Source organism: Bradyrhizobium guangdongense, assembly GCF_006483445.1.
In the GTDB taxonomy this organism is placed as follows: Bacteria; Pseudomonadota; Alphaproteobacteria; order Rhizobiales; family Xanthobacteraceae; genus Bradyrhizobium; species Bradyrhizobium guangdongense_A.
Genome location: NZ_PPPT01000003.1, coordinates 23,408 through 47,290 on the forward strand (window position 1 = coordinate 23,408; position 23,883 = coordinate 47,290).

Consider the following 23,883-nt stretch of genomic DNA (forward strand, 5'->3'; position numbering starts at 1 on the left):
TATGATTTGGATCAATTTTCAAGTGGTCGGGCCCCGATCGATTGCCGAACGGGCGCGTTTTGGGCAGCATCGCCTGCGAGCTTAAGGGGGCAGTCCGACACATGCTGAAATCGATCGATCCGATCCTGACGCCGGACCTGCTCTGGCTTCTCGCCTCCATGGGCCATGGCGACGACCTCGCGGTCGTCGATGCCAATCACCCGGCGGCACGCATCGCGCGCTCGACGTCGTCGCAGCGCCTGGTGCATCTGACCGGCATCAGCATGGAGACCGCCGTCCGCGCGATCATGACGCTCTATCCGCTCGACGATTTCGAGCCCGATCCCGTGCGCGTGATGGCGCCGGTCGACGATCCCGACCGCGTGCCGGACGTGCAGCGCGCGGTGCTGGCGGAAATCGAGCGCTCCGCCGGCGGCCCCGTGCAATGCGGCAAGCTCTCGCGCAACGATTTCTATCGCGCGGCTGCGTCGAGCTTTGGCGTCGTGCAGGTCGGGGACAGCAGGGGCTACGGCTGCTTCCTGCTGCGCAAGGGTGTGATCGGGATCTAGGCGCGCGCAAGATCGCGTCCTCGTGCCCCGGACGCAGCGCAACGTCTCTTCGACGATGCGCTGCAGAGCCGGGGCCCATGCCACAGATGAGTTCGTCGCCGTCTGGGTCCCGGCTCAGCGCCGCAACGCTTATGTCGTTGCGGCGCGTCCGGGACACGAGAGTAGGAGGCGCTCGCAATGACGGCGTTGAGAGAGTTTGCGCTACGAGAAGAACGCGATCTTCTCGGCCTGGGTCATGCGGCGGATCGGGGCCAGGGGATCGTTGGCGGCCGTGCGCGGCGTCTTGAGCATGCCGCTGGCGAGGATGGTCGCGCCGAGCGAGGCCTCCGCCGCCGGCGAGGACATCGGCGCGGATGACGACATCGCGACCGGTGAGGGCATCGGAAGCGACGTCGCTTGTGCGACCACGGGCTCGGGGCGCTCCATCACCGCAGTGGCGGCTTCGGCGATGGCCTCGCGCAGTTGCGCGATCGTTTCGGCCATCCCGGCCGACACGGCCTCTGCGACAACGGGCTCTTCGACGACAGGCTCCGCCGCGAATGGCTCTGCGGCGATCGGCTCCGCAGCGGCTGGTTCTTTCGCGACCGGCTCCGCAGCAACGAGCTCTTCCACAACCGGTGCATGAACCTCCGCCGCAATCTCGCTGAACTCGCCGATGATCTCGTCGAACTCCGGATCCGGCGCAGCCATCTCCATCGCGATCGCCGCAAGGACGGCTTCGTCCTCGGCCTCCGCCGCCGCATCGAGCTGCGGCTCGTCGATGACCTCCGCGAGTGCGGCGGGTTCAGCGACATCCAGCTCGCTAACGATCGGGCTCTCCACGATCTCTGCGATTTGGACTTCGGCGATCTGGATTTCACCGATCGGCTCGGCGGCCGCGGCTTCCATCGTCTCGGCGATGTCAGTTGTAGCTGCGGCAAGCTCCGGCTCGGGGGCCGTGGCGACCTCTTGCTGCATCTCCGCGACGTCTGCCGGCGGCTCGCTCACCGCCATCTCCATGGCGATGTCGGCAGTCGGCGCTTCCGCAACTTCGGGCGCTTGCTGCGCCGGTGCGGGAGGAGGAGGTGCTGCCTCGGCCTGCCTGGCCGTGGCGCCGCCGCCGGCCTGCTCGATCTGGTCCTTGAGCAGGTCGAAGGCGACCCGGAGCTCGGTGCGCGGGTCGATGGTCGCCATCTGGCCGCAGGCGCCCTCGATGGCCGTGAGCTGCGAATCAATCAGGTCGCAGATTCGCCCGTCGGCGCCGATCTCGCGCCAGCGCCAGGAGATCTCCTTGATGATGCGCACGCCGCGGTGGATCGGGCTGAGGCTCGCCTCGATCATGCCGGGATCGAACGCTGCGACCGCCAGGGTCTCGGCCTCGCGAACGGCGCGGCGGATCGCGGCCAGCACCTCGGGCACGCGATCCTCGACGACAGGTTGACGCTGCGCCGCAAGGGTTTCCTCGATTTTGGCAACGGCATCGAGCACCATGCGCGTGTCGGCGTTGCGGTTGCGCTTGGCGTATTCGCCGAGGAACCAGCGGCCGCGCGCGGTCTCCATAAAGGCTTCGCGGATCGCGTCGTAATCCTGCTCGTTCGGCTCGGCCGCACGGGCGGACATCGGCGAGAGGGCGAATGCTTCATTGGCCATGGCAATCTCGTCGCGCAAATCAGTGCGCGTTACTGTAACGATCACCACGATATCGACCGAATCGCAATTGAATTGATGCCGAACGAATCACAAATCCCCACAGCATCTGCGTCGCAAGGCCGGCGATTCGCGATTCGGCTGGCGCTGTTCTACTCGACGTCGTTCGGTCTTCTCGGTACCCATCTGCCGTTCTTCCCGGTCTGGCTGAAGGCCGTCGGCATCGATTCCGGCTGGATCGGGATCATCTGCGCCGTGCCCGCGGTGACGCGATTCACCTCGCTGCCCTTCGTGACCGCGACGGCAGAACGCCGCCACGCCCTGCGCGCAGCCATGATCATCTCCGCCTTTGCCGCAGCAATCGGCTTCACGCTACTCGGCACGCAGCATCGGCCGATAGCCGTACTGCTGCTCTATGTCGTCACCTGCGGCTTCTGGACGCCGCTGATGCCGCTGACGGATGCCTATGCGCTGCGCGGCGTCATCAGCTACGGCCTCAGCTACGGCCCGCTGCGGCTGTGGGGATCGGTTGCCTTTATCGTCTGCGCGCTCGCCTGCGGGCTCGCGATCGACGTGATCGCGGCGCGCGAACTGATCTGGGTGATTGCATCGCTCGCGACGCTGTCGGCGTTCACCGGTCTCCTGCTGCGGCCGCTCGACGATATCGGTCGAAAGACCGTGGTCGCGCAGGGCGGCAAGCGCCTGCTGCGCGATGCAAACTTTGTTGCGATCATCGTTTCGGCGGCACTGATCCAAAGCAGCCACGTCGCCTATTACACCTTCGCCTCGATCAACTGGCAGACGCATGGCGTCAGTGGGCTGACGATCGCGATACTATGGTCGCTCGGCGTATTCGCCGAGATCATCGTGTTCGCGGTATCGCCACGGCTGTCGCTGCATCCGTGGCTGCTTGTGGTGATCGGCGGTGTCAGTGCGGTCGTGCGGTGGTCGGTCACGGCGAATGAGCCGCAGCTTGTTATCCTTGCGATCGTTCAGGTCGGGCACGGCCTCACCTTCGGGCTGACGCAGGTCGGCGTCATGAGTCTCCTGGTGCAACACGTTCCCTCGCATCAGATGGCGCGCGGGCAGGGCTATTACGCGGCGACCGCCGGCCTGTTGAGTTCGACGACGTCGATCATTTCAGGAGCGATCTACGCCCGCTATGGCGAGGGGCTCTACTACATGATGGCCGCGATGGCCGGCATCGGCGCGGCCGTGATGTGGTCGATGCGGCACCGGCTCAAGCATGATCCGGAAAAGTGCGAAGCGGTTTTCCCTCGCGACAAACGCGAAACGCGTTTGCGCGGAGATCATGCGCAAACAAAGAACTAATCAGCCCCAGAGCGTAGCCTCGGGCGGATAGACGAGACTGTCGTCATAACGAAGGCCATTGTCGCGATCGCGCGCCAGCAGCAGCGGGCCGTCGAGATCGACGAAGCGGGCCTGCGGCGTCAGCAGCATTGCAGGCGCCATCGACAGCGAGGTCGCCACCATGCAGCCGACCATGATCTCGAAGCCGAGCGTCTGCGCCGCATCCGCCATGGCGAGCGCCTCGGTGAGGCCGCCGGTCTTGTCGAGCTTGATGTTCACGGCGTCGTAGCGGTCGCGCAAGGGCGCGAGCGAATTGCGGTCGTGCACGCTCTCATCGGCACAGACGGCGAGCGGGCGCTTGATGCGGGCAAGCCGCTGGTCCCGGCCCGCCGGCAGCGGCTGCTCGACCAGGGTGACACCGACCTCGGCGCAGGCGTGCAAATTGTGTTCGAGGTTGGCATCGGTCCAGGCCTCGTTGGCATCGACGATCAGCTCGGATTCGGGGGCGGCCTCGCGTACGGCTGCGATCCGTTCGGCGTCGCCGTCGCCGCCGAGCTTGATCTTGAGGAGCGGCCGCCGCGACGCCTTGGCGGTGGCTGCCGCCATCGCCTCGGGGCTGCCTAACGAAATCGTGTAGGCCGTGGTCCGCTCGCCCGGCACGGGGCGGTCGAGCAGGTTCCAGACCCGCAACCCAGCCTGCTTGGCTTCCAGATCGATCAGGGCGCAGTCCAGGGCGTTACGGGCCGCGCCCGGCGGCATGGCCGCCTGAAGGGCCTGCCGGTCCAGTCCGCTCACTATTGCCTCCTGCATGGCCTGAATCGCTGCTAGCGTCGCCTCCGGGGTCTCGCCATAGCGCGGATAGGGCACGCATTCGCCGCGGCCGGTGAGCCCGCCGCGGCTGATCTCGGCCACAACGGTCACGGCCTCGGTCTTGGCGCCCCGGCTGATGGTAAAGCTGCCCGCGATCGGGAAGCGCTCGATTCGCGCAAGCAACGTTGGAAGTTTGGGCGAAGTCATTTAAAACTCTGGCAATTTCGAACCGGTAAGTTGCCTGCTGCAACTAACTATGACGGGTTGGGGATACCTTCTTCAAGGTAAGGGCGCGTGCGCAACCATCACTTTTCCGCTGCTTATGCCTCTTCAGGGGGGCGGGCATCTTGAGCGGCGATCCGAAGCTGGAACGGATCGCCAAGGGCAATGCGCTTGCGTTGTGCGCAACCGGGACCTGGACCGCAAGCTTTGCGCCCAGCCTCGAGCGCATCGTGGCTGACGCCGAAAAGCTCGCCGGCAGCCGGCAGAACATCTTTATCGACGTCTCCGAGGTCTCCAAGCTCGATACGTTTGGCGCCTGGCTGATCGAGCGGCTGCGCCGCAGCCTGACGCAAGGCGCTGTCGAGGCGCAGATCGCCGGTCTCTCGGCAAACTATGCGAGCCTCGTGGACGAGGTCCGGCGGGTGAAAGCCAATCCTGTCATCGACGGCAGCGCTGTCACCATATCAGGCATGCTGGAGCAGATCGGCCGCGCGGTTGCGGGTGTCGTCGGTACCATCGCGAGCCTGGTCGACATGCTCGGTGCGGTGCTGGCGGCCGGCGGACGCGTGCTGATCCATCCGCGCTCGTTCCGCCTGACCTCGACGGTGCATCATCTCGAGCAGGTCTGCTGGCGCGCGGTGCCGATCATCGTGCTCATCACTTTCCTGATCGGCTGCATCATCTCGCAGCAGGGCATCTTTCACTTCCGCAAATTCGGCGCCGATATCTTTGTGGTCGACATGCTCGGCGTGCTGGTGCTGCGCGAGATCGGCGTGCTGCTGGTCGCGATCATGGTCGCGGGCCGCTCGGGCAGCGCCTATACCGCCGAGCTCGGCTCGATGAAGATGCGCGAGGAGATCGACGCGCTGCGCACCATGGGCTTTGACCCGATCGAGGTTTTGGTGCTGCCGCGCATGCTGGCGCTGGTGCTGGCGCTGCCGATCCTCGCCTTCCTCGGTGCGATGGCCGCGCTCTATGGCGGCGGGCTCGTCGCCTGGCTCTATGGCGGCGTCGATCCGGAAGCCTTTTTGTTGCGCCTGCGCGACGCGATCTCGATCGACCATTTTATCGTCGGCATCGTCAAAGCCCCGGTCATGGCGGCCGTGATCGGCATCGTTGCCTGCGTCGAGGGCCTGGCCGTGCAGGGCAGCGCCGAGTCGCTTGGCCAGCACACGACGTCTTCGGTCGTGAAGGGCATCTTCTTCGTCATCGTCATGGATGGCGTGTTCGCGATCTTCTTCGCGTCGATCGGAATGTGACGATGGCCGCGCCCGAGATCCAAAACCCCATCATTCGCGTCCGCGACATCACCGTGCAATTCGGCGCGACGCGCGTGCTCGACGGCCTCAATCTCGACGTCAAGCGCGGCGAGATCCTCGGCTTCGTCGGCCCGTCCGGTGCGGGAAAATCCGTGCTGACGCGCACCATCATCGGGCTCGTGCCAAAGGTTGCCGGCCGCATCGAGGTGTTCGGCGTCGACCTCGATGCATCGAACACCGCGCAGCGCCGTGGCGTCGAGCGGCGCTGGGGCGTGCTGTTTCAGCAGGGCGCGCTGTTCTCCTCGCTCACGGTGCGGCAGAACATCCAGTTCCCGATGCGTGAATATCTCAACGTCACACAGCGCCTGATGGACGAGATCACGATGGCCAAGCTCGCGATGGTCGGCCTCAAGCCTGAGGTGGCCGAGCGATTTCCCTCGGAGCTCTCGGGCGGCATGATCAAGCGCGTGGCGCTGGCGCGCGCGCTCGCGCTCGATCCCGATCTCGTCTTCCTGGATGAGCCGACCTCGGGCCTCGATCCGATCGGCGCCGGCGACTTCGACGAGCTGGTCAGGACGCTCCAGCGCACTTTGGGCCTGACGGTTTTCATGGTAACCCACGACCTCGACAGCCTTTATACAGCTTGCGACCGCATCGCCGTTTTAGGGAACGGTAAGATCATTGCTGCAGGGTCGATCGCCGACATGCAGGCCTCGCAACATCCCTGGTTGAGGCAGTATTTCCATGGCAAGCGCGCCCGCGCGGTCATGAGCTGATGTAGCCGGAGTATCCAATGGAAACGCGGGCGAACTACGTGCTGATCGGGTCCTTCACGCTGGCGGTGATCGCGGCGGCGATCGGCTTCGTGCTGTGGTTTCAGTCGCTCCACACCACCAAGCAGAGGAGCCCCCTGCGGGTCGTGTTCGAGGGACCGGCGGCGGGCCTGCGCAACGGCGGCAGCGTCAATTTCAACGGTATCCGGGTAGGTGAAGTGGTCTCGGTGAAGCTGGACAACCCGCGTCGGGTTGTCGCACTCGCCATGATCGAGAACAAGGCGCCGATCCGGAAAGACACCCTGGTCGGCCTCGAATTCCAGGGGCTGACCGGCGTCGCCGCGATCTCGCTCAAAGGCGGCGAGGAGGCGGCACCCCCGCCGCCGCTGGACGAGGACGGCATCCCGATCCTGATGGCCGATCCGACCAAGCTCCAGGACGTCACCGAGGCGATCCGCGGCACGCTGCAGAACATCAACAAGCTCGTCGCCGACAATCAGCAGTCGGTCAGCAACTCGCTGAAGAACCTCGAGACCTTCACGACCTCGCTGGCGCGCAATTCCGAGCGCATCGATGCTGTCATGGCCAAGGTCGACGGCGTGATGCTCAAGGCCGACAACCTCATGCTCGGCCTCAATACGCTCGCCGGCGGCAAGGACGGTGGCGAGCTGTTCCTGGCGGTGAAGTCGATCCGCGAGCTCGCCGACGATTTTGACAAGCGCTCGGGCGCGCTGATGGCCGACGGCCGCCGCACCCTCGGCGACATCAGCCGCGCCGTGAACAATTTCGACCGCAACCCCACCCGCGTGCTGTTCGGCGCCAGCAACAGCCAGCAGCAGGCGGCACCGCCGGCCGAGCCGCCGAAGCCGGCAGCAGCGCCGGCGGCGAGTGGTCGGCGGCAGTAGGATTGCTAATCCGACCTTGGCTGTCTCAATGGATTGATGAAGCCTAGCCCTGCAAAGTCCTTCTCGTTGTCGGTGACGACAACGCAGCCATTGGCTTCGGCCACTGCGGCGATGATCATATCGAACGCACTACGTGGCTTCCCGCTTGATTTCCCGTCGGCCATGAGGCGTGCCCAGATCAGACTTGCGCGCTCGTCGAAGGCAAGCACGCGTCCGGCAAACAGTGCCTGCGGTCCCTCCGGCCCGGCAAACCAAGCTTCAAGCTCGTTGCGCTTCTTTCCGGCCGGCTTCTCCAGAATGCCGCGCTGGATTTCTCCGAGAGTCAGCGTGGATATGTAGAGATCGGTGTCGATCTGTTCCGTCAGCCAAGCGATGAGGGACGGCGACCGAACCGGTCTGGTGACGTTGCTGATGATGTTGGTGTCGAGCAGATAGCGCGTCACAGATCGACTTTCCGGCCGGCGTCGCGCGCACGGGTCAGGTCGAGATCAGCGTCCACCAATGGCGAGCGCAGCAAGGCTGCAACGATGCCGCCCTTGCTCGGCGGTTCGCCGCCCATCGTCTGACTGACGACCGTCCTGATACGGCCGGCCTCGGCATCGTCCTCAGCCAACCGCTTGGCCAGAGAGCGGATCAGGTCGCGGTCGGCGTCGAGGCCAAGGACTTCGAAACGGGCCATACCGCGCTTGGACAGTCGTGCTCGATAGTTGCGAAGCGCCCGCTTTTGCGCCGTGTTCTTCATGGCGAAGCCCTCTCGGATATATCCTGTAATATATCCAGAAATGACGCGGGTGCAAGAGGAGTGCGTTATGACCGGAGGCATAAACGAAAACGGAGGCCGCGAGGCCTCCGTTCCGTATTTGGTGTTGCTGTCCGCCGTTTACCCCAGGCGACCCGCGCTGTGAGCGAGCAGGGTGTACACCAGCCCCGTCTCCGAGGTGAGGTGGCTGCGCAGCTCCTGCGGGCCACGGCCGTCGCGGGCGACTTCGTCGAGCAGGCGTTCGAACTCCGCGACGTAGCGGTCGACGGTCTGCTTGAAGTTGCGGTCGGCGCGATACTTGCGGGCGACCTCGTCAAAGGCCTTCTGGCCGGCGGGCGTGTAGAGGCGCTTGGTGAAGGCCTTGTTCTCGCCGCGCTGATAGCGATCCCACATCTCGGCGGCGAGGTTGCGGTCCATCAGCCGGCCGATGTCGAGCGACAGCGACTCCAGCGGATTGCCACCGGTCTGCGGGGCCTGCGGTTGCGGTGCGCGGCCGCGCGGTGCGGTCGGCGGGGTCTGGCCTGCGTCGGTGCGGCTCAGGAGGTCCGACAGCCAGCCGTCACGGCCCTGGTCGTTGCCCGCGGGCGCAACCGGCGGGGCTTCCGTCCGGCGCGAGGCGGGCATGCCGAGGTCCGGCGGCGGCAGGGTCGAGGCGCTGCCGGTGTCGCGCATGCGCGTCTCGGTACGGCCGCCGGCGGTCGCCAGCATCGGCTCTTCCTGGCGGGCGACCGAGGCGCGGCCCGTGGTCGTGACGTCGAGGCCACGGCCGTGCTGGGCCACGATGCGGTTGAGCTCGGCGAGGGCCTCGATCTGGTCGACGATCACCTTGCGCATCTGCGCAGTGCTTTCGGCGGCCTCCTGCGGCATCTCGAGCACGCCGCGGCGCAGCTCGTTGCGGGTGGCTTCGAGCTCGTTGTGCATCTCGAAGGCCATCTGCTTCATGCTGGAGACGAGGTTGGCGAACTTCTCGGTCGACTGCTTGAACATCGCATCCGCCTCGTCGGTGGTCTGGCGGTAGATGTCGTGCATGGCGTCAAGGGTCTGCCGGTGCTCCTCTTCCGAGGCCGCACGCACCGCCTCGAACTGGCGGGTGATGGCGGCAGATCCCGCGCCGGCGGTCTCGGCGACCACGCGCGCGATGTCGCGGGCACGCTCCTCGGCGGCTGCCAGCGATTCATCGAGCAGTCCGGTGAAGCGCGACAGACGCTGGTCGAGATCGGCGGTGCGCAGGTCGATCGTGGTGACGAGCGATTCCAGCGCCTGCTTGCGCTCGGCGAGCGAGGCGGTGGTGTTCTTGTTGCTCTGCTCCACGACCTGGGCTGCGTCGACGAGCGCCTTGCCGTGCGCGTCGAACTGGGTCGAGAGCTGGCCGAGATCCTCCAGCGCGCGGGTGGTCTTGGCGTTGAAGACGTTGAGCTGGTCTTCCAGCGTCTGCGTCGCGGCGCCGTTGCGCGAGGTGACGTCGTTCATGGCCGAGACGAAGTCGGCGACGCGGGTGACGAGCGCACGCTCGAGCGAGTTGAGGTTGTCGTGCGCGCCGGTCAGCACCTCCTGGAGGAGGATGTTGCCTTCGCGCAGACGCTCGAACAGGGCGACCGTGTCGGTGCGCAGGATCTTGCTGGTCTCCTGCATCTCGGTGACGGCCGCGATCGAGACCTGGCGCGACTGGTCGATTGCCGCGCGCGAGGCCTGCTCGAGGTCCTTGAGCGACTTGTTGACGGCGCCGGTCGCCATCTCACTCGCCGAATTGATGGTGCGGGCGACGTCGTTGCCGTTGCCCATCATCGACTGTGCGAACGCCTGGCCGCGCGTCTCGATCGCCTTGAGCGCGTCGGAGGTGACGCGATCGATGTCGATCGTGAGCTGGCTGGTCTTCGAACCGATGGAGTCGACGAGCGCGCCGCGCTTGGCGTCGATCATGTTCGACAGACGGTCGGTCTGCTGCTGGACGTAGGTGACGATCTCGTCGGTCTTCGCCGTCATGGCGGTGCCGAAGCTGCCGCTTGCTGCGAGCACCGAGCGTTCGACGTCCGCCGAGCTCGATTTGACCCGCGAGCTCGCCTCGTTCGAGGCGTTGATCAGCGCGTTCTGCGCATTGAGCGCGCTGGTCTGGATGTCGTTGGTCGCGTTCGTCGTCGCGGAGCCGAGCGCGCGCTCGATGTCGGCCGAGATCGCGCGGATCTGGCTTGCGGTGTCGGCGGAGGTCGAGGTCAGCGAGGTCTGGGCCTCGCGCGCGCTGTTGAGGATCGCAGATGCGGTATCGGCGCCGACCGCCGTCAGGGTACGCTCGATATCTGACGCGAGCGACTTGACGTGGTTGACGGCTTCCGACGACGCGGTGATCAGCGAACCGTGGGCGTCGCGGACGCCTGCAGTGATGCTCTCGATCGTCGCGCCGCTGGCCGACGACAGGGCACGCTGCATCTCCGCCGCCAGCGACTTGACCTGGGTGGTCGAGTCGGCCGAGACGGCGAGCAGGGTGCTCTGCGCATCGCGCGCGCTGGTGGTGATGGTCTCGGCGGTCGTGAGGCCAGCCTGCGACAGCGTGCGTTGTACCTCGGCTGTGAGCGACTTGACCTGCGCGGCCGCATCGCTGGACGCGGTGGCGAGGGTGTTGTGTGCCTCGCGGGCGCCGGCGGTGATGGTCTCGGCGGTGGCGGTGCCGGCGGTCGAGAGCGAACGCTGCACCTCGACGGCGAGCGACTTCACCTGCGTTGCCGCTTCGGTCGACGCATTGACGAGAGTGTTCTGCGCCTCGCGGGCGCCGGCGGTGATCGACTCGGCGGTTGCCGTGCCGGCCATCGACAGCGAACGCTGCATGTCGGCCGACAGCGCCTTGATCTGGTTGGCGCTTTCGGTCGAGGCCGCAATCAGCGCGGTCTGGGCGTCGCGGGCGCCGGTGGTGATCGCCTCGGCGGTCGTGGTGCCCGCCATCGAGAGCGAGCGCTGCACATCGGAGGTGAGCGCCTTGACGTGGTTGGCCGCATCCGAAGAGGCGGTGACCAGCGTGGTCTGCACCTCGCGGGCGCCGGCCAGGATCGAGGCCGCGGTCGCCGAGCCTGCCGCCGACAGCGTGCGTTCGACGTCGGCCGACAGCGCCTTGATCTGGTTGGAGGTCTCGCCGGAGGCGGAGACCAGGGTCGACTGCGCCTCGCGGGCGCTGGTCAGGATCGAGTTCGCGGCGCCCGTACCGACCGCGGTCAGCGCGCGCTCGACTTCCGCGGAGGTCATCTTGAGCTGCGCATTGACGTCGGAGGAGACCGTCATCAGCGACTGCTGCGCGGTGCGCGCACCGGTCTGGATGGTCTCGCTGGTGTTGACGACGAGGTTGGTGAGCGAACGCTCGGCATCCTCGACATGCGAGCGGATCGTCGTGGAGATGATCTCGGCGCGCGACATCAAATCGTCGCTGGCCTGGCGGCCGCTGCTCTCGATGCGGCCGGCAACCGCCTCGACACGCGAGCCGAGCAGGTCCTCGAACTGGGCGACGCGCACGTCGATGTCGCTGGCAACCGAGCCGACCTTGGTCTCGATGGCCTGGTGGATGTCCTGGAAGCGCGCCGTGACCGTGTCGGCCAGATGCGTGCTGCGGGTGTCGATCGTCTCGGTGACGCTGGTGATGCGGCGGTCGACAGCCTCGATCGCCTGCGCGGTGCCGTCGGTCAGCGTCGTGGTCAGAAGGCCGAGACGCGAGTCGATCGACTGCAACGCCTGGGTGGCGCCGTCGTTGAGCGTGGTCGAGAGCTGGGTGAGGCGGGTGTCGATCGAGTGGATCGCCTGCGCCGCGCCGCCGGTCAACGTCGTCGTGAGGTGGGTGAGGCGGGAGTCGATCGACTGGATCGCCTGCGACGCACCGTCGGTGAGCGAGGTCGCCAGCGTGTTGAGGCGGCCGTCGATGGTCTCCGTCACCGACTTGGCGCGGGTGTCGAACGACTGCTCGAGCGCGGCGACGCGGCCGCCGAACTGTTCGTCGAAGGTCTTGATGCGGCCTTCGACCGCGGAGTCGAGCGTCGCGATCTTGGTGTCGAGCGAGGAGTCGAGATTGGTGACGCGCTCGCCGAGCGTGGTCTCGAACTGCACCAGGCGCTGGTCGAGCGAGGCCGTGATCTGGCCGCCGTTCGAGGTGATGCGGGTGTCGAAGGTGTCGACATAGGTCTTCAGCGTCTCGGCGATGTCCTGGGTGCGCTGGCCCATGCGATCGACGATCTCGCCGCCGAAGGTCTTCACGGTGCGGTCGAACTCGGAGATGTGGCGGGTGATCAGCGCGCCGAGGGTGCCGGAGTCGCGGGCGAACTTCTCCACGAGCTCGGAGCCCTGGTTCTTCACCAGCTCGTCGAACGCGCTCATCTGCAGCGACAGCGAGTCGTGCGCGGTCTCGGTCTGGCTCACGACCTTGGCGACCAGGGTGTTGACGGTAGCGTCGAGCGCTTCGCTCGCCTTGTCGCCGCTCGTCATGATGTGGTTCGCCAGGCGGTTGCCGGCGTCGTCGATCTTGCTGGAGAGGTCGTTGGAGCGCAGCTCGAGCTCGAGCAGCAGCGAGTCCGACGAATTCTTCAGGCTGTCGTGGACCTGCTCGGTGCGCTCGGAGATGCCGTCGACGATCGCGGACGAGCGCTGCTCGAACTCGCCGGTGATGCGGTCGATGCGCTCGTTCAGCATCTCGTGGACGCGGTCGGCGAGGTCGACGAACTCGTCGTGGACGTGGCCGGTCTTGAAGTTGAGGCTGGTGGTCAGCCGCTCGCTGGCGTCGAGCACGGCGCGCGTGGTCTCGGCGCTGGCTTCCTCGAGGCGGTCGAGCAGGTCGCCGCCGCGCTCGCCGAGCGCGAGGATCATGTTGTCGCCGGCATTGCTAAGTGCGCCGGTGATGTGGGCGCCACGCTCTTCCAGCGCGCCGGTGATGGATTTTGCGACCTCGTCGACGCGCGAGGCGATGGCGTCGGAGATCAGCGCGATGTCGTGACGGAGATCGATCTGCACGCCGGAGATGGCGCTGCGGACCTGCTCGGCCTGGCCGACCAGATTGTCGCGCTGATGCGCGATGTCCTGAAGGAGTGCGCGGATGCGCACTTCATTGTCGCTATAGGCGCGCTCGAGGGCTGCGACCTCGTTGGCGACCAGGGTTTCGAGCTCGCCGGCGCGCGCGATCGCGCGCTCGATGCCGTCGCCCATCGCCGCGACCTCGCGGCGGATCGCCTGGCCGACGGTGACCATGGAATCGGCGGCCGAGCCTTCCGGCTCGGAGAAGCGGATCGCAACCTGCGACATCGCCTGCGCGATCATGCGCATTTCCTGGCCGCGCCAGACCAGGCTTGCCAGGAAGTAGAACAGCATCACGGGCGCGAAGAACAATGCGACGAGGCCGGCGAGCACCAGCACGCCGCCGCTCTGGCCCATCGCCGACTGGATCGAGGGCAGGAAGCCGACGGTCAGCGCGGCGCAGGCCGCAAGCCAAATGCCGGCGAACACGGTTGCGAACGTATAGACGCTGCGGGCAGGGCGGCCCTTCTGCAGCGCCTGCAGGATCTGGCCGATGGTCTCGCGGTCGTCATTGGCGGCGCGGCGCGACGTGCGCGGCTCCTCGATCGGCTCGAACACCGGACGTTCGTTCGCGGCAGGGCGCGTCTCGAAGGTCGGTTCATCGAATACCGGCGGGGCGGGCGGCGCCACCGAAGCCTCGTTACGCGAGGCCGCGCGGCTGGTATCCGCGGCGGTATCGCTGATGTTCAGGGCTTCCTGGATCGCAGAAAGCGCAACTTCCGTGGGATCTTTGACCTTTTTGGGAGTGTTCGCCATGTTCAGTCTGAGCCCTCGTTACTAATACACGTCCCCCGCGAGCCTTGCCCCGTCGCAAGCCCACAGACCGGTGCATGCCGCTTGAGCGGATCTGCGAGCCGCCCCCACCCGGACGGCTTGTCCGCCAATTTCCGCAAACATCCTATTGGCGAAGCGACGCGAATGAAATGCCTGCGATTAAGACAATCTTAATCATCGTTAACAGGAGTGCGTCGTAACGCCTTAGCATCAAATGAAATTCTCCACCGGACTCGCCAGATTGCGGCAACTTTTCGTCAATATGCGGGCGGAATTGGGCAAAACAGGCCTAACGTTCCATTAACCATTTCCATGGTTGGGTGACCCAAAGCTCTCCGCCGGACCGGGCGGTACGAGATGCGATGCCGGGGGGCCCGCGTGATGATGCCTGAACTGCAACGGATGGACTGGATGCCGTCGCCGCCGCTCGCTCCGCTCGACCATCCCCTCGATCTCGACCATCTCGCGCGCATGACGCTCGGCGATGCCGAATTGGAACACGAGGTGCTCGCCATGTTCGCCGAGCAGTCGACCCGGCTGATCGCGGCGATGTCGGCGCTACCGGGGGATGCGTCCGCGCTCGCCCACAAGCTGAAGGGCTCGGCCCGCGGGATCGGCGCCTTTGCGGTGGCCGATGCCGCTGCCCAGCTCGAATGTTCGCTCCGGACCGGCGATCATCCGTCCCGCGCCTTCGCGGAGCTGAAGGAGGCGGTGGCCGAGGCGCAGAGCGCGATCGAGACGATTCTGCGCCGGACCTGAGGCCCGCGACCGATTCCGGCCTACCCGTTTGTTTTGACGGGTTTTCTTGGCGTGAACCGGCGTCCATTTCGCGTGAAAACGCTATGGCGCCGCGCCGAGCGACCCGTTATAGGACAGCCGGACCCTCCTTCATTCCTCAGCTTCCGGCAGCACGAGCACACATGGCCAAAATCCACTTTGTCGACCACAAGGGCGAAACCCGCACGGTAGAAGTCGAGAACGGCGCGACCGTGATGGAAGCCGCTATTCGCAACGCCATTCCCGGGATCGAGGCTGAATGCGGCGGCGCCTGCGCTTGCGCGACCTGCCACGTCTATGTCGACGAAGCCTGGCGCGAGAAGGTCGGCAGCCCGACGCCGATGGAAGAAGACATGCTCGATTTCGGCTTCGACGTGCGCCCGAGCTCGCGCCTGTCCTGCCAGATCAAGGTGTCCGACGAGCTCGACGGGCTCGTGGTGTCGACGCCGGAACGTCAGGCTTAAGTTTCGCAGCTCAGTCCCTCGGCGGCGCGACTTCGATGCCGCGCTTGTGCCAGGGTTTCAGTTTCTCCACGACCTCAGCCGTGAGCGGCGTCGGCAGCCGCGTCGCCTCGTCGATCATCACACCGACCGATATCGCCGACGCGACGCATTTGCCTTCGGAAAACACCACCTGCTCGAAGGTGACCGAGGTCCGCCCCAACTTCACGACGCCGAGGCCGAGCTCGATCTTTCCCGGCCAATGCAGCTCGGCGCGAAAATGGATGTCGAGCCGCACCATGATCCACGCCAGCCCCGGCGGCGTCAGTCCATATTCCGGACTCTTCATCAGCGTGACGCGGCCGGTCTCGAAATAGGTGGCGTAGATCGCGTTGTTGACGTGCTGATTGGGATCGAGATCGCCGAAGCGGACATTGTCGCTCAGCCGGTACGGAAAATCCTCCAGGCGCGGCGTGGTGTCCGGACGGCTTGGTGCATTCACCGATTGATCTCCCTCATTGCTCGACCCGTTACAGCCCAGTTAGTCCGGTCCGACAAGTGGGCGGCGGGGAAGGCGGCCACCGCTTTTCTGCCTTCCCTGATCCGTTCCCGTTGGCTAGACAGATGGGGCCTTCTCTGCCCGCCGGGCGCCGTCAAACCGATAAAGAGCGATAAAGAGACGACATGAGCGACGCGATCAAAACCGATGTGTTGATTATTGGCGCCGGCCCCTGCGGACTGTTCGCCGCCTTCGAGCTCGGCCTTCTCGACATGAAGGCGCATTTCGTCGACATCCTCGACAAGGTCGGCGGCCAGTGCGCCGAGCTCTATCCGGAAAAGCCGATCTACGACATTCCCGGCATTCCGCAGGTCTCGGGCCAGGGCCTCACCGAGGCGCTGATGGAGCAGATCAAGCCGTTCCACCCGACCTTCCATCTCGGCGAGATGATCGAGACGGTGGAGAAGATCGGCGATCCCCTGTTTCGCTGCACCACCGATGCCGGCAAGGTGTTCGAGTGCAAGGTGGTGGTGATCGCGGCCGGTGGCGGCTCGTTCCAGCCCAAGCGTCCGCCGGTGCCGGGCATCGAGGCCTATGAGGGCACCTCGGTGCATTACGCCGTGCGGAAAATGGAAACATTCCGCGACAAGAACGTGCTGATCGTCGGCGGCGGCGATTCCGCGCTCGACTGGACGCTCAACCTGCATCCGGTCGCCAAGCGCATCACGCTGTTGCATCGTCGCGACGATTTTCGCGCCGCGCCCCACAGCGTCGAGCAGATGCGGGCGCTGGTCGCCGACGGCAAGATGGATCTGCGGCTCGGGCAGGTCACCGCGCTAGCAGGTGCGAGCGGCCAGCTCTCGGGCGCGACGGTCAAGGGCAATGACAACAGCATCTCCGAGATTGCGTGCGACGCGATGCTGCCGTTCTTCGGCCTGACCATGAAGCTCGGCCCCGTCGCGAACTGGGGCATCGCGCTGGAGAACAATCTCATTCCGGTCGAGACCAGCGCATTCGAGACCAACGTGCCTGGCATCTTTGCGATCGGCGACATCAACACCTATCCCGGCAAGATCAAACTGATCCTGTGCGGCTTCCACGAGGGCGCGCTGATGTCGCAAAAAGCACACCGCTACGTCTATCCGGACAAGCGGCTTGTGTTCCAGTACACGACCTCGTCGTCGAGCCTGCAAAAGAAGCTCGGAGTCAACTGACAGAGGGCCGCATACCCCCTGTTTGTGGCGCTGGAACCCTTCGCGAAATAGCCTTAGTCTGCGGCCATTCCAGTCGTGGGTTAGCAAGGTGATCATAATGCGGAATATCTTTTCCAGCTTCCGACTGCTCTCCGTCGTAACATTCGCGGCGCTGTCGCTCGCGATGCTCCAGGGTGCGGCCGCCCAACAGCAGATGGCCGCTCAACAGCAGCCGACGGCCGCGGGACTCTGGCAGAAGGTCGAGGACGGCAGGCCGGTCGGCTGGTTCCTCTTCATCGACCGCGGCGGCGTGTTCGAAGGTGTGATCGCAAAGACCTTTCCGCGGCCGGGCGACGACCCCAACGAGGCCTGCACCAAGTGCACCGACGATCGCAAGAACGCGCCGGTGCTCGGAATCTCCTTCGTCCGCGACATGAAGCGTGAAGGCTTGAAGTACGAAGGCGGCAACGTGCTCAACCCGCGCGACGGCCAGATCTGGAAGGCCAACATGAAGGTCAGCCCGGACGGCCAGACGCTGACCTTGCGCGGCTATCTCGGCATCTCCCTGCTCGGCAAGGACGAGACCTGGAACCGGCTGCCTGACACCAACATCGCGCAGGTCGATCCCGCCATCGTCGCGAAATATCTGCCCGCGCAGGCCGCCGCAGTGAAGCCGCCGGCCGCGCCGAAGAAGGGCCCGGCGATGGCGCCGACGCCGAAGCAGTGACAGAACGCGCGGTGTCGAGCCGCGCACATCTTTCAAGCAGGTGTTGCGCCTATCTGCGATCGAATCTGATGTCGATCGCGTAGTTGCGGCTTTGGCCCGGGGCCAACGGTCTCTCGACTCCATTCACCTTGGCGCTGGTGCACGGCTCGATCGCGAGCACGCAGGCATGCGGGCGCAGATCGTGCCAGAGCTGAAGGTGAGGAAGCGTGCCGGTGTCGAAGCTGACGGCAATCTCGAGCGTCGTTCCGTCGTCCATCGGCGTGGTGAGCTTGCAGATCGCGGGCTCACCGCCGGTGCCGGCAGGATAGCTGATCGATTCCGAGATTGATGTCGGGTCGGGCAGCACCGCCACCTCGACGAGCTTTTGAGCGCCCAGCATCACCGATGATCCCGGCGCGAGAGCCGGATAGCCGAAATTGATATGGTAGAGGCTTGCCTGCGGTACCTCATCGTTGGCGAGGTTCGTGACCACGTCGCGTATCCGCAAGGTATTGCCGCCGATCGGAACCTCGATCCGGCGCCGCAGCCGCAGCGCCTCGCCACCGAAGCGGAACTGCATCACTTCGCCCTCGCAGAACAGCACGGGCTCTCCACGCGTCCAGTCCTCGCCATGGGCCGTGACGCGCGCTGGCGTGAACGGAAGCCGCCCGTGCATCGGGTGCCCCGGAACGGGCTGACGGAAGTGATCGAGCCCGCAGGTGACGAGGAAGCCGGAATTGGTTCGGCTATAGCCGCGCCCATCGTCCTCCTCGGGATGGTGGAGATGCGGACTGCGAAATCCGGCCATGCTCTGCCAGGCGACGGGCGTGCCCTTCCACCAGAGCGGTCCGATGTCGAGCGACCGGTCGGCGAGCGCCCAGAAATCGAGGCCGCCGCCATTGGAGAATGCGAGCGACAGCACCCCGCGCTCGACGCCATCGTCAAGGATGATGCGACGAACGCTGGCGAACTGCCTGAGGTCGCCGACCTTGGCCCGCAACTCCTCAGTCACGACGACATCCCGACTCTGGTTGCGGGTAGATCGAGCCGCTGGAACGCCTCGGGCGGCGCTTCATTGGCAGCCATCAGGCGGGCCATCAACGCTGTGAGGCGCGCCTCCTGCACGGGGTCGCTCACCGGCTGCTGTTGACCCGGATCGCGCGCGAGGTCGTAGAGGCGCGTGTCGTTCTCGAGCAACGCGCCGGGGCCGTAATTGAGATACATCGGCGATCGCTCGATGACGGGCACCTTCAGCACTTTTGCGCCCTTGGTGAAGGGGAAGCCATCCGAGAGCGAGGCGCCGGCGAGCTCCTCGGGGAGGAAGGGCGACCGAATATGGGTCGGCATCACCGTGTATTGATAGATCTCCTGCGACTTCAGGTCGGCGGGAAAGCGATGATAGGTGTAGTGGCCGTCCGTGATGTTCACGGCGCCGCCGAAATATCCAAACAACGCCGCGTCGCGTAGCGGTTTGGCTGCGCGCGCGGCCTTCAGGATGGAGTGTCCCTCCATCTCGCGCGGGGGCGCGACGCCGAAGAGGTCGAGGAATGTCGGCGCGAGGTCGATCGACTGGGTAAGGACCGCGCTGCGGCCGCCCGGTTGTGGACGCCTCGGATCGTGCACGAACAGCGGAATGTGCACGATCTCCTCGTACAGGTTCATGCGGTTCTTGGCCCAGAAATCGTGCTCGCCGAGCAGGAAGCCGTGATCCGTCGTGACGACGAGAGCCGTATCCTTCCACATGTCGTGCCGGTCGAAATCGTCGAGCAACTGCCCGAGCAGGAAATCGCACATCGACACCACCGCATAGTAGTTCGCGCGCAGTTCCTCGCACTCGGCCGGCAATTCGTCGACGCGGCCATAGCGTGGCCAGTCGCGGATCGGCCCGTTCCAGCCGCTGTCGAACGGCGCCTTGAAGCGCGCCGGCGCGTGGAAGGGCTCGTGCGGATCAAACGTCTCGAGCTGGAGCAGCCAGTTGTCGGCGTCGCGGTTGCGGTCGAGGAAATCAAAGGCATGCGCAAAGCACTGTACGGACGGGAAGTCCTTTTCCTCCTTGATGAACTCTCGGTTGATGATGTTTTGCGAGTGATACTTGCGTCGGTCCGTAGCGAACTGGCGGGCATGATACATCTCGCGCAGCCGCTCCCAGTGCGGCTGCACCATGGCCTTCCAGGGATCGCCCTCCTGGCCGCGCACGAATTCATAACTGTCGTAGCGATTGTGATAGGTCGCGCCGCCGTCCTCCCAATAGTGAAAATGATCGGTGATGAGGTGGCTGTAGATGCCGGCGTGATGCAGAAGTTCCGGCATGGCATTGTCGAAGGGTTCGAGTGGGCCCCAACTCCGATGCAGGAAGCTGAGGCGGCCGGTCAGCAGGTCGCGCCGCGCCGGCATGCAGGGCAGGCTGCCGACATAGTGACGGTCGAAGGTCAGGGTCTTCGCGGCAAGGCGATCGAAATTCGGTGTCGGAATCCGGCTGCCGCCGTAAGCGCCGAGCAGATGGCGGTTGAGGGAATCGAACAGAACGAAGACCGTCTTCATGGCATTTCCTTCGTTGGCCGCTTTCTGCGCGGCTTATTTCACGGCGCCTTGCGTCAGCCCCGCCACGATGTAGCGCTGGCCGATGATGAGCAGCACGAGCGCCGGCAGGATAGAGAGCGCGGCGGCAGCCGCCATCTGCGTGTAGAGAATTTCATAATCCTGGGCGAATTTTGCGATCGCGACCGGCACGGTCGCCGTCTGCTTCATGGTCAGCGTCAGCGCGACGCCAAAATCGTTCCAACTGAACACGAAGGTCAGGATCGCGGTCGCGGCGAGCCCGGGCGCGATGATCGGCAAGACAATGCGCCACAACAAAACCGGAGTCGTGGCGCCGTCCAGCCGCGCCGCTTCCTCCAGCTCGATCGGGACGTCGCGGACGAAGACGCCCATCAACCACAGCGCCATCGGCAGATTGAGCACGGTGTGCGCGAGCACGACGGCGGTCAACGTGTTGTCGAGGCCGACGGTGCGCATGATGGTGAACCAGGCGCTTGCCAGCGCCAGCGGCGGGAACATGTGAAACACCAGCGCCCAACCCAGGAAGATGTGCACAAACCAGCGCGGCCATGACATCCGGTTGAGCGACCACGCCGCGAGCGTAGCGGCGACGAGACAGATCAAGGTGCTGAGCAAGCCAACGATCAGAGAATTGCGGTAGTTGACGAGGAAGTCCGAGGTCTTGGAGAACAGTACTTCGTTAAAATTCTTCAGGACCGGTGTGAACCAGAAGGCGCCCGAGAGCAGCGAGATCTGGGTACGGAATCCCGCAGCCACCACCCACACGACGGGGACGAGGACAAGCAGGGCCGCCGCGATCAGCAGGATATGCGTGGCCAGAAGCCGCGTTCTCGACGCTGTCGGACCGTTCATCGCGCCGCTCCCATCCGTCCGCGCGCCGCGAATGCCGCCGATAGCAGGAGGCAGGTCATGAAGATGATCGCGACCGACATCGCCGAACCGTACCCAGTCTGGTCCTCACGGAAGAAGCGCTGATAGAGCGTAAAGCTCATGACCTGGGTCGCCGTCCCCGGGCCGCCTCCGGTGAGCAGGTAGACTTCGTCAAAGACCTTGAAGGCGAGCACCAAGCGGAAGGCGAAGGTGACCATGATGGTCGGCAACATCATCGGCAGTGTGACATAGGCGAGTTCCTGCCAGCCGCTGGCGCCGTCGATCTTGGCGGCTTCATAGACGTCCTGCGGCAGCGATTGCAGGCCGGCGAGGAACAGCAGGAAGCAGAACGGTGTCCAGTGCCAGATGTCGACGAAGATCACCGAGGCGAGTGCCGTGTTGGCCGAGCCGAGCCAGTTGACGGCATCGAAACCGATCAGGGCGGTGGCCTGATTGACCAGCCCGAAGTCGTAATTGAGCAATAGCTTCCAGATCGCGCCGACGACGATACCGGGCACCAGGATCGGCAGGATGAAGATGGTGCGATAGAGCAGGCGGCCGCGCGCGACACCGGTGCAGAGCAAAGCGAGCACGAAGCCGCACAGCATTTGGCCGCCGACGGCAAACAGTGCAAACAGAACGGTGTTGAGGATGCCGGCGCGGAACAACGTGTCGCCGGCGAGTTCGCGATAGTTGTTCAGGCCTGCGGCCGTGAAACTCGAATGCCCGCCGCTCCAGCTCACGGTGAAAAAGCTCGTCGCGAACAGATTGAGCAGCGGCAGCACGCTGAGCGCGAGCAGCAGGAGCAGGGCGGGAGACAGCGTCAGCCAGCGCCACAGCCGCTCGTCGAGGCCGCGCGCGAAATCGGCTGCGGTCGGCTGGCTCACGGTCGCGGAGGGCTCTGCCTCCACCGCGGCGACGTGAGCGGCAGCGCTCGCGATCGGCTTCATCATCGGCCTCAAGGCAATGCGGGCAGTTTGCCGGTGTTGTAGTTGCGCTTCGACATCACGCCAAAGATCTGCTCGGCCATGCCGTTGAGGGCCTGCACCGAAGTGGTGCTGCCGGCGACAGCCTGGTTGAGGCCGAGCTCGAGGATCGAGATCACCTCGCTTGCCTCCGGGAATTGGTAGATGTTGACTGCGTGCGGCAAGGCATCGCCGAGCGGCTTCATCCAGCGGAATCTGCGCTCCTGCGCGATCGGGTCGCGATAGCTCGCCGCGCTGACCGGAATGCCGCCGTTCTTGGCGTAGGCGAGTTGTGCCTCCTTGGTCTGGAACCAGCGCAGGAATTCGAGCGCGCTCCGCTTGCGATCATCGGGCACGTTGCGCGCAATGCCACCGAGCCAGTGGCCAAGACCGGGAGCGGTGGAGAAGCCCTGCGCATGGGGCGGGACCGCAAACTCCACCTTGTCAATCACTGCTGATTTGTCGGGATCATCGACCTGCGACCACGCCGATATCACGACCATGATATGGGCGGCCTTGCCGGTCAGCATGTTCTGGATGACCTCGGCCTGGTCGAGGGAAGCGGTCTGCGGATGGCCGGCCTCCTTGGCGATCCGCAGGTAGTAGTCGAGCGCAGTGCGGCCAGCCTCGTTGTTGAGCGTAACCGTATAGTCGCCTGCCGACTGGTTCTTGAAGATCCCACCGCCGAAGCCGTAGAGGTAAGGGTAGAAGTCGTAGCTGACGGATGCGGGTCCGCGCGCGCCGCGCTGGACGATGCCGTAGCGGCCGGGCGGCTTGTGCAGTTTCTTCGCGTTCGCCTCGAGTTCGGCAAAGGTCTCGGGCGCCTTCAGCCCGGCCTCCTTGTAGAGATCGCCGCGATAATAGAGCAGGGGAATGAGCGGAGAGATCGGAACCGACATCAGCTTGCCGCCCGCCGACATCGCCTTCTTTGCTGCATCGAAATAGACGGTGTTGTCGAGCGTGTAGACGTCGGGATCGAGCTTGAAGGCCGGATCGATCTCCGCGATCGGCTCGACGAAGCCGCCAAAATACATTTCGGCGACCCAACCGCCGTTCATGATCAGGAGATCGTACTGCCCCTTCGCGGCGCGCACGGAGTTGCGCTGCTTCTCCAGCGACCCCGCGAACGGATTGACGTCGAGCTCGACCTGGTTGCCGGTTTCCTTCTCGTAGAGCTCGACCGTCTTGCGGAAGCTGTCGAACCAGGGCGATTGGTTGATCACGATGGTCATCGGCGCGACCTTCGCGGCCACCGCATAACGCCAGGGCGTGACCAGCCCGAGCGCTGCCGCGCCACCTGCACCAACGACCTGACGGCGCGTCAGACCGCGCCTCCCGTTTCGTCCCGGCATATCATCCTCCCGCCCGCTTCGGCCGCTTTCGGCTCTTTGGCATCAGGAGCAAAACAGGATTCTGGTATTCTTACAAAGAGATTCAGATGCCAAAGGTATAGCTAAAAGCTATGCCTTTCTCCTGCGACCCGGGGCCTCCTCGGCGCAGATGATCTTGAGCCCGCCAATGATCTCGGCCGCGGCGGGCGAAACCCAGCTGCCCTTGCGGGTGATGACGCCGGCATCGCGCGACAGCGCGAGTTCCGGAACGTTCAGCATGACGAGGCCGTCGCCTTCGGGCGTCTCGAGCGTCTTTGAAACCGTCGTGGCCAGGGCGTCCGATTGTCTGAGAACGTTGAACTGGAGCGCGACCGATCCGCTCTCGAGCACGCTTTTCGGCGGCGGCAGGTCGTTCGAGACAAAGAGCGAGTCGAGCCTGCGGTGCGCCCGCGTCGAATGAGGCGGCTTGATCCAGGGAAACTGCAGGAGATCACGCATATTGACCCGCCGCTGGCGGG

General features: G+C 65.1%; 21 protein-coding genes. 9 read left to right on the forward strand and 12 right to left on the reverse strand.

Annotated features, from left to right (window positions below):
• Positions 1 to 101: 101 nt before the first annotated feature.
• Positions 102 to 548 carry an RbsD/FucU family protein gene (locus C2U70_RS00340; protein WP_140975871.1) on the forward strand — a complete coding sequence of 149 codons (447 nt, stop codon included), beginning with the start codon at positions 102 to 104 and terminating at the stop codon, positions 546 to 548.
• Between the two features lie 201 nt (positions 549 to 749).
• Here the strand turns inward: C2U70_RS00340 and C2U70_RS00350 are convergent, their stop codons facing one another.
• Positions 750 to 2,177, reverse strand: a complete 1,428-nt coding sequence (locus C2U70_RS00350) for a hypothetical protein (protein WP_140975872.1) — start codon at positions 2,175 to 2,177, stop codon at positions 750 to 752.
• Positions 2,178 to 2,252: 75 nt separating this feature from the next.
• Between C2U70_RS00350 and C2U70_RS00355 the strand changes: the two genes are divergently transcribed.
• Positions 2,253 to 3,506, forward strand: a complete 1,254-nt coding sequence (locus tag C2U70_RS00355) for an MFS transporter (RefSeq protein WP_140975873.1) — start codon at positions 2,253 to 2,255, stop codon at positions 3,504 to 3,506.
• On the opposite strand, the gene dgcA is transcribed toward C2U70_RS00355, so the two are convergent.
• Positions 3,507 to 4,502, reverse strand: coding sequence for an N-acetyl-D-Glu racemase DgcA (gene dgcA / locus C2U70_RS00360; RefSeq protein WP_140975874.1), 996 nt, complete (start codon positions 4,500 to 4,502; stop codon positions 3,507 to 3,509).
• Positions 4,503 to 4,642: 140 nt separating this feature from the next.
• Between dgcA and C2U70_RS00365 the strand changes: the two genes are divergently transcribed.
• Genes C2U70_RS00365 through C2U70_RS00375 form a run of 3 tightly spaced genes read left to right on the forward strand, consistent with a single transcriptional unit; the run spans position 4,643 to position 7,454 of the window.
• Positions 4,643 to 5,776: an MlaE family ABC transporter permease gene (locus tag C2U70_RS00365; RefSeq protein WP_140975875.1), complete on the forward strand. Its 1,134-nt coding sequence runs from the start codon at positions 4,643 to 4,645 to the stop codon at positions 5,774 to 5,776.
• 2 nt (positions 5,777 to 5,778) lie between these two features.
• A complete protein-coding gene (locus C2U70_RS00370; RefSeq protein ID WP_140975876.1) occupies positions 5,779 to 6,552 on the forward strand; it encodes an ABC transporter ATP-binding protein in 774 nt (257 codons plus the stop codon).
• Between the two features lie 17 nt (positions 6,553 to 6,569).
• Positions 6,570 to 7,454 carry an MlaD family protein gene (locus C2U70_RS00375; protein ID WP_140975877.1) on the forward strand — a complete coding sequence of 295 codons (885 nt, stop codon included), beginning with the start codon at positions 6,570 to 6,572 and terminating at the stop codon, positions 7,452 to 7,454.
• Between the two features lie 5 nt (positions 7,455 to 7,459).
• Here C2U70_RS00375 and C2U70_RS00380 read toward each other — a convergent pair whose 3' ends face one another.
• The 3 genes from C2U70_RS00380 to C2U70_RS00390 all read right to left on the reverse strand — a co-directional run bounded on the left by C2U70_RS00380 (position 7,460) and on the right by C2U70_RS00390 (position 14,007).
• Positions 7,460 to 7,897 (reverse strand): type II toxin-antitoxin system VapC family toxin, encoded by a 438-nt coding sequence (locus tag C2U70_RS00380; RefSeq protein ID WP_140975878.1) that lies wholly within the window; start codon positions 7,895 to 7,897, stop codon positions 7,460 to 7,462.
• Positions 7,894 to 8,196 carry a hypothetical protein gene (locus C2U70_RS00385; protein ID WP_140975879.1) on the reverse strand — a complete coding sequence of 101 codons (303 nt, stop codon included), beginning with the start codon at positions 8,194 to 8,196 and terminating at the stop codon, positions 7,894 to 7,896. The genes C2U70_RS00380 and C2U70_RS00385 overlap by 4 nt, the downstream gene beginning before the upstream one ends.
• A 138-nt stretch (positions 8,197 to 8,334) precedes the next feature.
• Entirely contained in the window at positions 8,335 to 14,007 is a 5,673-nt protein-coding gene (locus C2U70_RS00390) for a negative regulator of septation ring formation (protein ID WP_140975880.1), read from the reverse strand.
• 399 nt (positions 14,008 to 14,406) lie between these two features.
• On the opposite strand from C2U70_RS00390, the gene C2U70_RS00395 reads away from it, so the two are divergent.
• Together C2U70_RS00395 and C2U70_RS00400 are read left to right on the forward strand one after the other, a co-directional pair.
• Complete coding sequence (locus C2U70_RS00395; protein WP_140975893.1) at positions 14,407 to 14,784, forward strand: Hpt domain-containing protein; 378 nt, start codon at positions 14,407 to 14,409, stop codon at positions 14,782 to 14,784.
• Between the two features lie 161 nt (positions 14,785 to 14,945).
• Positions 14,946 to 15,266 (forward strand): 2Fe-2S iron-sulfur cluster-binding protein, encoded by a 321-nt coding sequence (locus tag C2U70_RS00400; RefSeq protein WP_140975881.1) that lies wholly within the window; start codon positions 14,946 to 14,948, stop codon positions 15,264 to 15,266.
• Positions 15,267 to 15,276: 10 nt separating this feature from the next.
• Here C2U70_RS00400 and C2U70_RS00405 read toward each other — a convergent pair whose 3' ends face one another.
• Entirely contained in the window at positions 15,277 to 15,744 is a 468-nt protein-coding gene (locus tag C2U70_RS00405; protein ID WP_140975882.1) for an acyl-CoA thioesterase, read from the reverse strand.
• A gap of 182 nt (positions 15,745 to 15,926) precedes the next feature.
• Between C2U70_RS00405 and C2U70_RS00410 the strand changes: the two genes are divergently transcribed.
• Both C2U70_RS00410 and C2U70_RS00415 read left to right on the forward strand, forming a co-directional pair.
• Complete coding sequence (locus tag C2U70_RS00410) at positions 15,927 to 16,955, forward strand: NAD(P)/FAD-dependent oxidoreductase (protein ID WP_140975883.1); 1,029 nt, start codon at positions 15,927 to 15,929, stop codon at positions 16,953 to 16,955.
• 97 nt (positions 16,956 to 17,052) lie between these two features.
• A complete protein-coding gene (locus C2U70_RS00415; RefSeq protein ID WP_186293974.1) occupies positions 17,053 to 17,661 on the forward strand; it encodes a DUF2147 domain-containing protein in 609 nt (202 codons plus the stop codon).
• 49 nt (positions 17,662 to 17,710) lie between these two features.
• On the opposite strand, the gene C2U70_RS00420 is transcribed toward C2U70_RS00415, so the two are convergent.
• From C2U70_RS00420 to C2U70_RS00445, 6 genes are all read right to left on the reverse strand, one after another.
• On the reverse strand, positions 17,711 to 18,652 hold the full coding sequence (locus tag C2U70_RS00420) for a DUF4432 family protein (protein ID WP_140975885.1): 942 nt from the start codon (positions 18,650 to 18,652) through the stop codon (positions 17,711 to 17,713).
• Positions 18,649 to 20,181 carry a sulfatase-like hydrolase/transferase gene (locus tag C2U70_RS00425; protein WP_140975886.1) on the reverse strand — a complete coding sequence of 511 codons (1,533 nt, stop codon included), beginning with the start codon at positions 20,179 to 20,181 and terminating at the stop codon, positions 18,649 to 18,651. The genes C2U70_RS00420 and C2U70_RS00425 overlap by 4 nt, the downstream gene beginning before the upstream one ends.
• Before the next feature lie 33 nt (positions 20,182 to 20,214).
• Complete coding sequence (locus tag C2U70_RS00430) at positions 20,215 to 21,051, reverse strand: carbohydrate ABC transporter permease (protein ID WP_140975887.1); 837 nt, start codon at positions 21,049 to 21,051, stop codon at positions 20,215 to 20,217.
• Positions 21,048 to 22,019 carry a carbohydrate ABC transporter permease gene (locus C2U70_RS00435; RefSeq protein ID WP_186293975.1) on the reverse strand — a complete coding sequence of 324 codons (972 nt, stop codon included), beginning with the start codon at positions 22,017 to 22,019 and terminating at the stop codon, positions 21,048 to 21,050. Before C2U70_RS00435 ends, C2U70_RS00430 begins: the two co-directional genes overlap by 4 nt.
• Positions 22,020 to 22,027: 8 nt before the next feature.
• Entirely contained in the window at positions 22,028 to 23,386 is a 1,359-nt protein-coding gene (locus C2U70_RS00440; protein ID WP_140975889.1) for an extracellular solute-binding protein, read from the reverse strand.
• A 108-nt stretch (positions 23,387 to 23,494) separates the two neighbouring features.
• Positions 23,495 to 23,883 (reverse strand): LysR substrate-binding domain-containing protein (locus C2U70_RS00445; protein WP_140975890.1); only part of this gene is annotated, 389 nt, incomplete at its 5' end.